A 9,685-nucleotide genomic window follows, 5' to 3' on the forward strand; every position below is an offset into this window, starting at 1 on the left:
AACCCCGAGACAGCAAGCGACATTGGACTAATGGGTTGGGACTGGAATGTGTGCGCCGCCTGACTACGACAGCCGCCCCGGTCGCCATCGCACGACTACGGCCGCAAACACCCGCAACGGAGCTGACACCGGCTGACCTCGCATCAGGGTGGATCAACCCATCGAGGGGCTGGATTACCACTGTTACACCTGGCAAGGCCTGACGGAGACCTACAGTTGGACTTATGCGAAAAGTTGTTCCAACTCGGGTTGTCGGGTGCGAATCTGACGGCAATCTACGACGTAACGTCAATTCCCTATTTAGGAGTTCCGTTGATCAGGTTACCCATCCGCCCACTGCCCCTCGCCGCGTCGACGCTCGCGCTCGTCGCCGCCACGACGACCATCCTCATGACACCAGCCTCGGCCGGCGAGCCCAATGCCGCCGCCGGCAAAGCCAGCACGTCGGCCGACATGACCCCGATGCACTGGAGCTGCGGCAGGGGGGCCCCGCAGAACCTCGATGACCGTCCGGGCTATGTAACCGAGGCCGCAAATGTCAGGAGCGGCTCCAGCACCAGATGTAGTGACCCCTACACGATCTACCCCGGCGAGAAACTTGACATGTTCTGCTGGGCGCGGGACATCAACGGGATCCACACGTGGACATACGTCATCAGCGTGCCGAATAAGGCTAAGAGGGGCTGGATTCGGGACGACCTGTTGCAAGGCAACGGATCCAATGAAGTCTGCCCTGGTCAGACCCCTCCGACCGAGTAGCGCTGACTCCACCCAACCAGGTGAAGCACATCGTGGTTCGGCCTCGGCAACAGGGCACCCGCGATGGTGCGGCAATCTCCTAAGGTGCGATGGATGGCCACTCCGCCACTGTCGCTGACAGCGCACAAGTAATACGACCAGTACTCGCCTGCGCCGGCCCGCTGCGCATCCTTGGATTGCGCAGCGGGTCTCCGGCCGCCCGCTCGACGGAGTGGCCCGCTGCGTCCGGTCCTCAGACGGAGCAGCGATGGTCGCACAGCACCACGGACGGCCCGAGCGGTACGCCGATGCGGCGAACTCTTCTAGATCGCCCTCGAAGGGCTCCACGACGACAGCCGGCACCGGCCAGGCGTGGAGCAGCGAAGGCTGACCTCTTCGCTCATCTCTGGGAGGTCACACCGCACCGCTTGAGCGCATTATCGCAGGTCAGAGCCCTCGTCTATGCCCGCCGTCGGTGAGCACTTCGGACGCGGTGACCTCTCCGCCAACCTGCACCAATCTGCTCCCAGTTGCAAGGCCGGGCCAACTAACGGCTCCTTACCTCCTTGACCTGCGCACACTCCCCTACCAGGCGACATAGGGCGTTGCCGATCGCCGTCCAGAACCAAAGGGCACTCCGCGGGAAAGAGGACGCCGAACCCCCTCTGACCTGCCCAAACGTGGAGCCGCAGGCAGGGCTGGGTGCAGTTGAGCGCCGTTCGATGCCGTTGGGACGCGGTTCTAGGCTGTTCAGGGCACGCTGCTGCTCCCAACCTGCTCCCCCAGCCCGGGCTCGCACCGGGCCGCCGGCCGCCGGCCCATCGTGAGCTGCCGGCCCAGTCTTTGGTTGGCACCAGTGCCGGCTCCCGGCGGCTGGTGCAGCTGATCCGGTCGGCGACGGGAGTCGTAGGAGAACCCGGCGGGGCGTAGTCGGGCGGCGCGGCGCTGCCCAGCGGGTCGCCCGTCAGGAAGCCGAATGCCGGACAGGTCCGGGCTCGAGGTGAATCGACTGTCCACAGCGGAGTTCGACGGCCCGCCGCGGCAGGTGGAGCCGCTCACTGTCGAGGTACTGCGGGAGAGCAGCCGGCGGGTGAGCGGCACTGACGTCACGATCACCACGATGTCGTCCCGGACCCGCTGGATCGACACCGCCGCGGCGGCGGCGTGGACCGGACGGGTCAACTCCGTTGCTGCCCGCACGGACCCGGTGGACGTCGACGCGTTGCTCGTCCGGCGCGACGGCTGTGTCGCCTGGGCCTTGCCTACCGGGCAGGACCTCGACGCCACCACGGTGGTGCGTGCGCTGGGCACCTGGTTCGGCCAACCGGCCTGAGCGCCGGTCTAACAGTCGTCTCAGATTCGCTCGGTATGAAGTCGGCACCAGATAAGCGATGTGACCCGTCTGTAGGAGGCTAGTGATGGCAGTCAACGCAGCGCCGTCCGGGGAAGCGCCGGCCGGTCGGTTGGCAGGCCGGTGGGTGCCGTGGTTGGTGATTGGCCTATGGGTGGCGCTGGCGGCGGTGATGGTGCCGTTGAGCGGAAAGCTGAGCTCGGTCACCACCGACAGAGCCGTGGACACCCTGCCGGCCGGTGCCGAGTCCACCAAGGTGGCGGTGCTGGAGGACAGTCTCCCCGGCGGTGAGGACAACACGTTCGTGTTCGTGTACCACCGCGCCGGCGGCATGACCGACGCCGACCGCGCGACGGCCGAGCGCCACTACAACACCCTTGCCACGCGGTACCCGCCGAAGGTGGCGGCCAGCGAGGACGAGGAGGGGCCGGCGACGAGACTCTCCACCGACGGCAAGGCGATGATGTTCACTCTCGACGTGAGCACGACCTACGGCGCGCCGGAGGCCATCGTCGGGCCGTTGCGTGACGCCGCGAAGGACCGTCCCGCCGGCCTGGAACTCGACGTGACTGGCCCGGCCGCGGTCGACGGTGACATGGACGCCGTCTTCGACGGCATCGACCTGCAGGTCTTCCTCACCACGGTCGTCGTCGTCACGGTCCTGCTTATCCTCACCTACCGCAGCCCGGTGTTGTGGTTCATCCCGCTCGTGGTCGTCGGCGTGGCCGCACTGACTGCGATGGCGACCGTCTACCTGCTCGTCAAGGGCTTCGGCATCGTGGTCAACGACCAGAACTCGGCGCTGCTGACGATCCTGGTATTCGGCGTCGGCACGGACTACGCGCTGTTGCTCATCGCTCGGTATCGGGAGGCACTGCACCACCACGAGAACGTCCGGATCGCGATGGTCCACGCGTTGCGCGGCGCGGCGCCGGCGATCGTCGCGTCCGCGGCCACCGTGGTCGCCGGCCTGCTCTGCCTGCTCGTCGCGGACCTGAACAGCACCAGCGGGTTGGGCCCGATCGGTGCGGCCGGCATTCTGTGCGCGCTGGTGGCCATGCTGACGCTGTTCCCGGCGGTGCTCGTGGTGCTCGGCAGGCGGATCTTCTGGCCCGCCATCCCGCAGTTCAGCACGACCGTGGAGCAGAGGCCGGGGCTTTGGGGACGGCTTGGCACCGCCATCAGCCGCCGCCGGTGGGTGGCGACGCTCGGCTCGCTCGGAGTCCTCGGCGTGCTCGCCCTCGGGCTGGCGGGCAATACCGGCGCCCTGCGGGAGCAGGACCAGTTCCTGTCCGCGCCGGAGTCCGTCACCGGCTTCACCGTTCTCCGCCAGCACTTCCCGGAGCTCGGCGGCCAGCCGATGACGATCTTCACGCGGCCGGCGTACCAGGAGCGGGTGCTCGACATCGTCAAGGGCACCCGCGGTGTGGCCATGGCCATCCCGGGTCAGACCACGGGTGGCTGGGCCGACATCTCCGTGTACCCGACGGACGCGCCGGACACCGCCGCAGAGTACGACACGATCAAGCGGGTGCGCACCGCCGTGCACGCGGTGATCGGGGCGGAGGCGATCGTCGGTGGGCCGAGTGCGGAGAACCTCGACACCGAGGTGACCACCAGCCGCGACGAACAGCTGGTGATGCCGCTGGTGCTCGCCGTCGTCCTGATCGTGCTCGGGCTGCTGCTGCGCGCGGTCGTGGCCCCATTGATCCTGATGGCCACCGTGGTCGTCTCATTCGCCGCAGCCTTCGGCGGCAGCGTGTTCGTCTTCGACACGATCCTCGGGTTCAAGGGCATCGACTACTCGGTGCCGCTGCTGGCATTCCTGTTCCTGGTGGCGCTCGGCGTCGACTACAACATCTTCCTGGCCAGCCGTGCCCGGGAGGAGGCCGTGCGTCTCGGCACCAGAGACGGCATGCTCAAAGCCCTCTCCGCCACAGGTGGCGTCATCACCTCGGCAGGCCTGGTCCTGGCGGCCACGTTCGCGGTCCTCGTCTCACTTCCGCTGGTGATGCTGATCGAGGTCGGGTTCCTGGTCGCCTTCGGCGTGCTGCTCGACGCCCTGCTGGTGCGATCGGTCCTGGTGCCCGCCCTCACCCTGCTGATCGGCCGGCGGATGTGGTGGCCGAGCCGGCTGTCCCGACCGGTGGAGCCGCCGGACGGGCGACAGTCGCTAGCCGGCGACGAGGAGGAGCCCGCGCTGCCACGGTGAGCGCGGCGGCACGGGCGAGATCCGGGACGGAGCCTCAGGCCCGTCCCGGATCTTCTTCATGACCCGGCGGTGGGCCGCGTGATTCGACCAGGCGGGGCCGCGGTCGGAAGGTCGACCCGAAGCAGCGCGCCACCGCGTGTGGAACGGGCGACGGTGGCCCGGCCGCCGTGGGCGTCGACGACCCGCTGAACGATCGACAGCCCCAGACCGGAGCCCGGCAACGCCCGGGCACTGTCGGCACGGTAGAACCGGTCGAACACCCGCGGTACGTCGACTGCGTCGATGCCCGGCCCGGCGTCGTCGACCTCGAGCACCGCCGACGCGCCCTCGGCACGGAGCCGGACCTGGACCGGCTGGTCCGCGGGGGACCACTTGCCGGCGTTGTCGATGAGGTTGAGCACCGCCCGTTGGAGCGCAGCGGGACGCCCGCTCACCCACGCGGAGGTGACGTCGAGTGCGACCTCGATGTCGGGCACGCGGGAACGCGCGCGGGTCGCGGCGGCCCCCACCACGTCGGCGAGGTCGAGCAGGTCGGTGCTCTCGTCGATGACGTCACCGCGGGCCAGGTCGGTCAGTTCGGCGGCGAGGGTGCTCAACTCGGCTACCTGGGCGCCGAGGTCGTTGAGCAGCCGGGTTCGGCTCTCCGCCGGCAGCGCGCTGTCCAGGGTGCCGCGCCGATCGAGCCGGATCAGCAGTTCGACGTTGAGGCGCAGGCTGGTGAGCGGGGTCTTGAGCTCGTGGGCGGCGTCTTCGGCGAGCAGCTGCTGGGCCTGCCGGGAGTCCCGGAGCGCGGCGAGCATGTCGTTGATCGACTGGATCAGCCGCCGGATCTCCCCGCCGCCCTCATCCGGGATGTCTGCGTCGAGATCCTGGGTGTGCGCGACGCGTACCGCGGCGGCGGTCAGCCGGTCGATCGGTGCCAGCCCGGCCCGCGCCACGGTCCGCCCGACAAGGGCGCCGCCGACCACGCAGAGCAGCCCGATCAGCAGCATGCCGAACCCGAACCGGTTGATCGGGCTGTCGTTGGCGACGCGGGCCACCTGGACCGCGCCGTCGCCCGCCCGCAGCGTGTAGATGAGGTGGCCGTCCTCGTCGATGTCGTTCGACTCCATCAGGTCGGCCGAAGCGCCCTGCGCCACGCGCCCGGCGTGCTCGCTGACCGGGGGCAGCGCGGGTTGGCCGGCCGGCGTCCGGGTCGAGCCGTCGGGCAGGATGACCCGCACCAGCCGACCGGATCCGGGATACGGCGGTAGCTGCATCTGCGCCAGACCGGCGCGCTCCGCGTCCGTCGCCAGGACGCCGGAGTCGGCGCGCAGCTGATCCTCGGCGGTGTCCCGCAGCTCCCCGTCCAGCAGCTCGCTGGCCACCTGGAAGGCCATGAACACGCTGGCGGCGATGGCCGTCGCCGCGATCACCGTCAGCCTGGTCCGCAGGGACCGCCGCCGCCACCATCGGGTCAGCCGGCGCGGTTCCCGGCCGGCGCGCCTGCTCACGGAGGACTCTCCCGCAACGTGTATCCCAGGCCGCGCAGCGTGTAGATCAATCGCGGCTCACCCTCGGCCTCCATCTTGCGGCGCAGGTAGCTCACATACACCTGGAGGTTGTTGGCGGTGGCGCTCATGTCGAAGCCCCAGATCGCCTCGAACAGCGCGTCGCGGGTCAACACCCGGGTCGCGTTACGCACGAGGACCTCCAGGAGGGAGAACTCGGTCCGGGTCAGGCGCAGCGGTCGCCCGCCCCGCCACGCCTCGAACCTGTCGGGATCGAGCCGGACGTCGGCGAACGACAGGACCTGCGACTCCCCGTCGCCCGGCGTGCGCCGGCGTAGCAAGGCCCGCACCCGGGCCAGCAACTCCTCGGTGGCGAACGGCTTGGGCAGGTAGTCGTCGGCGCCCGCGTCCAGCCCTGCGACCCGGTCCGAGACCTGGTCACGAGCGGTCAGCATCAGCACCGGCAGATCCCGACCCGCCGCCCGCAACCGCCGGCAGGTCTCCAACCCGCCGAGGCGGGGCATCATCACGTCGAGGATCAGCAGATCCAGCGTGTCACCGCCGGCCCCACCGACCCCGTCGAGCACGGCGAAGCCGTTGGCGACGGTACTGGTGTCGTAACCCTCGACCTGGAGAACCCGCTCCAGCGACTCACGGATGGCCGCGTCATCATCCGCGATCATGATCCGCACGCCGCTGCGCCCCCTTCCGGTCGAAGCTTTTGCCGCTCATGGTCCCCGATCAACCTGAGGCCAGGATTAGAGACCTGGGCGCACGGTGGACCGCAGCATCCCACGCCATGATCAGGTGCACTGTTCTCGGCATGAGCGAGCGTGCATCCCGGGGTGATGACCTGAACCTTCGAAGGTCGATGCCTTCGGGTGCCGAAGAGGTCGCCACAGCGAATGCACTGGTCACGGCATCGGGACTGGGATCGACGTCTCAGCTAACGGGACCAGCTACTGGTCCGGCAGGGCGGCTGCGCACACTCCGATGCCAGGTGACACAGAGCCTTGTCGACCGCTGCGCCAACGGCGGCAAGGTACGTCAACCGTCCCTGCTGGCGCGCTGGACTTGACGGCAGTGGTTAGGCCCGGCCCGGTCGGTGCCCGCACGATGTCGCCCTGCACGCCCTCGGTGAATGGGCTCGCCGTACCCCGAGCGCGCGGCATGACACGCCGATCGGACGGTGGCTAGGCCCTACGGGTGGCGCAGCCGCGAGGCGAGGAGCTCGTCCAGTTCGGAGCCGAAGTCCTTCGCGCCGACGTGACCCTCGTAGACCAAGGCGACCTGTCCCGGCCGCAGGTCCGGGCTCAGACAGTAACTCAACAATCCGCCGTCCGAACTGATCTGCAACAACCGGGTCGACTCGATGTCGGCCTCCCAGCCATCGATGCCCTCCGGCCAGTCGGCGAGGTCGGCCCGCGTCTCCATGTGCCGGGGGCGTACCGGCCCGTACGACAGCCGGCCGCCCGAGACGCAGCCGGCGTGCACCTCGCGCAGAAAGACCCGCAACGGCTCGGGGAAGCCATCCCAGAAAGGTGGCGGTTCACCGAAGCTACGCGGGCCGTAGCCGACCCAGCCGACGTACCCGCCGCCGTCGGCTCGTCCGATGTAGACCAGCACCGGGCAGTCATCGGTGATAGCAGCTTGGACGTCGACGAGACGCGTGCGCAGCGCCTCGGCGAACCGGGGCAGCAGATCGAGCAAGCCCTGGTTCCACAACGCCACTGCAGTGCGACATCGGTTCGCCGGATCGGTGGAGCGGGCGATCGGCCGCCACTGCGCAGGAATCCAGGGCAGTTCGGTTGAATCCGGGCCAACGAGAGCCAGGGACCGGCCCGTTACCGATGACTCCGGTAACGGGCCTCTGACCTGCAAAACTAAGGGTGGGCGATGCTGGTATCGAACCAGCGACCTCTTCGGTGTGAAACAGGACGCCGCACCGACTCTGACCTGCAGCAACGTGGAGCCGCAGGATGGGGTGGGTGCAGTTGAGCGTCGTTCGTTGCCGTTGGACGCCGTTCAGGGCCGTTCAGGGCACCCCACTGCTCCCAACCTGCTCCCCCTAAAACCGGGCTCACACTGGACGGGCAGCCGCCAGCCGCCAGCCGCCGAGGGATCGTGAGCTGCCGGCCTCGTGCCGACGGTGACTGGGAGGGTGACCCCTCACTGGCCTACGAACGGATCAAGTAGCGGAGAAGGGCGCCGACACGTCCGAGCCCGAGGCGCCCAAGAGGACCAACCCCTGGGACGACCCCGACTTCGCCGACGCCAGGTACGACATGCGCCGCTTCGGTGAGATGGGCGACGGGGCGATGGACATGATCTGGGACGGCGACGGCCTGGGCAGTGGCAACCACAAGCCTTCGTCCACCCTGGCCGGCAAGACGCTCTGTTCGCCTGGCACCACCAAGGCGCAGGTCGAGGGCTGGTTCAAGAGCATCGCCGCCAACCCCGACAGCCGCCCTCAGCCACGTCCCCACGGCGACGGCTGGCTCGTCACCGGCACCCGCGATGGCATCACCTGCGTCGTTACCCTGGACAAGGACGGCAGCATCTCCGGCGGCTTCCCGCTCAGCGGCGAGGGCGTCACCACCAACCCGCCGGCCTAGTCGCCGAACCCACGGGAGACCCATGGAAGTCATCGATTACTACCTGCTCAGCCGCCGAATCATCGACCAGCTCGCGCCCAAGATCAGCCCGAATCACCGGCCGTTCGTCCGGGAGGCCGCCGGCGCCGGGGCCTGGGACCTGGCGATCACGGACCTCGTCGGCGCCCTGTCGGAGGAGGACGTCGTGATCACCACGGCGGAGAAGGACGCGCTGCGGGAGCTCATGGAGCACCTCCGGAAGCCTCTGACCTACCTGGAGCAGATCCGGACCTCGGACTGACGGCCGAAGCGTAGATCGTGCCCCTCGGGCCCCGCACCGTGTCGACCAGCGGGTGTCCCAGACCTGGCCCGATCTCGGCGAGCATGTCGATGGCGACATTCACCGAACGGTAGATCTCGGGATCCGACTGCGGAAGGTGTCAAGATTTTTGGGGCGGGTTGATCAGCTCATGTGCCCGCCGCACGTCGTGCACACCGACCGCGGCACTTCCATGACCTCCGAACGCGTCGCGACGCTGCTGGCCGACCTGCAGGTCACCCGATCACACTCCCGACCCCGGGTCAGCAACGACAACCCGTTCTCCGAGGCCGCGTTCAAGACCGTGAAGTACCACCCCACGTTCCCCGAACGCTTCGGGTCATTGGCCCACGCCCGCGCGTTCTGCGACACCTTCTTCGGCTGGTACAACCACGAACACCACCGCGTCGGGATGGGCCTTCATCCTTCCGCCGATGTCCACTACGACCACGCCGCAGCCCAGCAAGCCATGCGCGCTCACGCCCTCGACGGCGCCTGGACCGCGCACCCCGAACGCTTCTCCTGCCGACCCAGACCCAAAGCTGGGCCCGCCGGCCCGGCCGGCCGTCGGCGATGCCGTCACCGCCACGCTCGGCGACCAGTCGGACCAGCGTGCGGGACTGGGCGGGCTGCAGCCCGGTTAACGGGAAGATCCACTCAGGGTGGGCTGCGGTAATTACCTGCACCCAGGCATCCGGCAGCGTCGCCTGACCACTTCGGCCTCTACTGGGAGGTCACGCCGCACCGCTCCACCGCATCGCCACAGGTCAACGCCCTCGTCTCTGTCCGGCGTCGGTGAGCACTTCGGGCGCGGAGACCACTTCGCCAACCTGCACCCAATCTGCTCCCAGTTGCAAGGCCAGGTCCACCAACAGTTCCTTACCGCCTAGTACTCCAGCAGGAGATCCGTTCTGACCTGCTGCGGCGGTGTGGTTTTGTCCGTGGGCAGGGAGCAGCCACCGCTGAGTCTCGTGGTTGTGT

At 68.6% G+C, this 9,685-nt stretch carries 8 protein-coding genes and 2 pseudogenes; 6 read left to right on the forward strand and 4 right to left on the reverse strand.

Going from position 1 to position 9,685, the window contains the following annotated elements:
* The first annotated feature begins 312 nt into the window (after nucleotides 1-312).
* From AB0C25_RS26900 to AB0C25_RS26910, 3 genes are all read left to right on the forward strand, one after another.
* Nucleotides 313-759 (forward strand): hypothetical protein, encoded by a 447-nt coding sequence (locus AB0C25_RS26900; protein ID WP_357376973.1) that lies wholly within the window; start codon nucleotides 313-315, stop codon nucleotides 757-759.
* 955 nt (nucleotides 760-1,714) lie between these two features.
* Nucleotides 1,715-2,071, forward strand: coding sequence for a hypothetical protein (locus AB0C25_RS26905; RefSeq protein ID WP_357376974.1), 357 nt, complete (start codon nucleotides 1,715-1,717; stop codon nucleotides 2,069-2,071).
* A gap of 85 nt (nucleotides 2,072-2,156) precedes the next feature.
* Nucleotides 2,157-4,301, forward strand: coding sequence for an MMPL family transporter (locus AB0C25_RS26910; RefSeq protein ID WP_357376975.1), 2,145 nt, complete (start codon nucleotides 2,157-2,159; stop codon nucleotides 4,299-4,301).
* A 56-nt stretch (nucleotides 4,302-4,357) separates the two neighbouring features.
* On the opposite strand, the gene AB0C25_RS26915 is transcribed toward AB0C25_RS26910, so the two are convergent.
* From AB0C25_RS26915 to AB0C25_RS26925, 3 genes are all read right to left on the reverse strand, one after another.
* Complete coding sequence (locus AB0C25_RS26915; protein WP_357376976.1) at nucleotides 4,358-5,794, reverse strand: HAMP domain-containing sensor histidine kinase; 1,437 nt, start codon at nucleotides 5,792-5,794, stop codon at nucleotides 4,358-4,360.
* Complete coding sequence (locus AB0C25_RS26920) at nucleotides 5,791-6,474, reverse strand: response regulator transcription factor (protein ID WP_357376977.1); 684 nt, start codon at nucleotides 6,472-6,474, stop codon at nucleotides 5,791-5,793. The genes AB0C25_RS26915 and AB0C25_RS26920 overlap by 4 nt, the downstream gene beginning before the upstream one ends.
* 517 nt (nucleotides 6,475-6,991) lie before the next feature.
* On the reverse strand, nucleotides 6,992-7,501 hold the full coding sequence (locus tag AB0C25_RS26925; RefSeq protein WP_357376978.1) for a hypothetical protein: 510 nt from the start codon (nucleotides 7,499-7,501) through the stop codon (nucleotides 6,992-6,994).
* Between the two features lie 575 nt (nucleotides 7,502-8,076).
* Between AB0C25_RS26925 and AB0C25_RS26930 the strand changes: the two genes are divergently transcribed.
* From AB0C25_RS26930 to AB0C25_RS26940, 3 genes and pseudogenes are all read left to right on the forward strand, one after another.
* On the forward strand, nucleotides 8,077-8,406 hold the full coding sequence (locus AB0C25_RS26930) for a hypothetical protein (protein WP_357376979.1): 330 nt from the start codon (nucleotides 8,077-8,079) through the stop codon (nucleotides 8,404-8,406).
* Nucleotides 8,407-8,428: 22 nt separating this feature from the next.
* Entirely contained in the window at nucleotides 8,429-8,686 is a 258-nt protein-coding gene (locus tag AB0C25_RS26935) for a hypothetical protein (RefSeq protein WP_357376980.1), read from the forward strand.
* Between the two features lie 184 nt (nucleotides 8,687-8,870).
* Nucleotides 8,871-9,149, forward strand: a pseudogene (locus tag AB0C25_RS26940) (integrase core domain-containing protein); the annotation flags it as partial.
* Between the two features lie 94 nt (nucleotides 9,150-9,243).
* Here the strand turns inward: AB0C25_RS26940 and AB0C25_RS26945 are convergent.
* A pseudogene (locus tag AB0C25_RS26945) lies at nucleotides 9,244-9,390 on the reverse strand (IS5/IS1182 family transposase); the annotation flags it as partial.
* Nucleotides 9,391-9,685: the final 295 nt, after the last annotated feature.

It is taken from the genome of Micromonospora sp. NPDC048839, assembly GCF_040649915.1.
In the GTDB taxonomy this organism is placed as follows: Bacteria; Actinomycetota; Actinomycetes; order Mycobacteriales; family Micromonosporaceae; genus Micromonospora.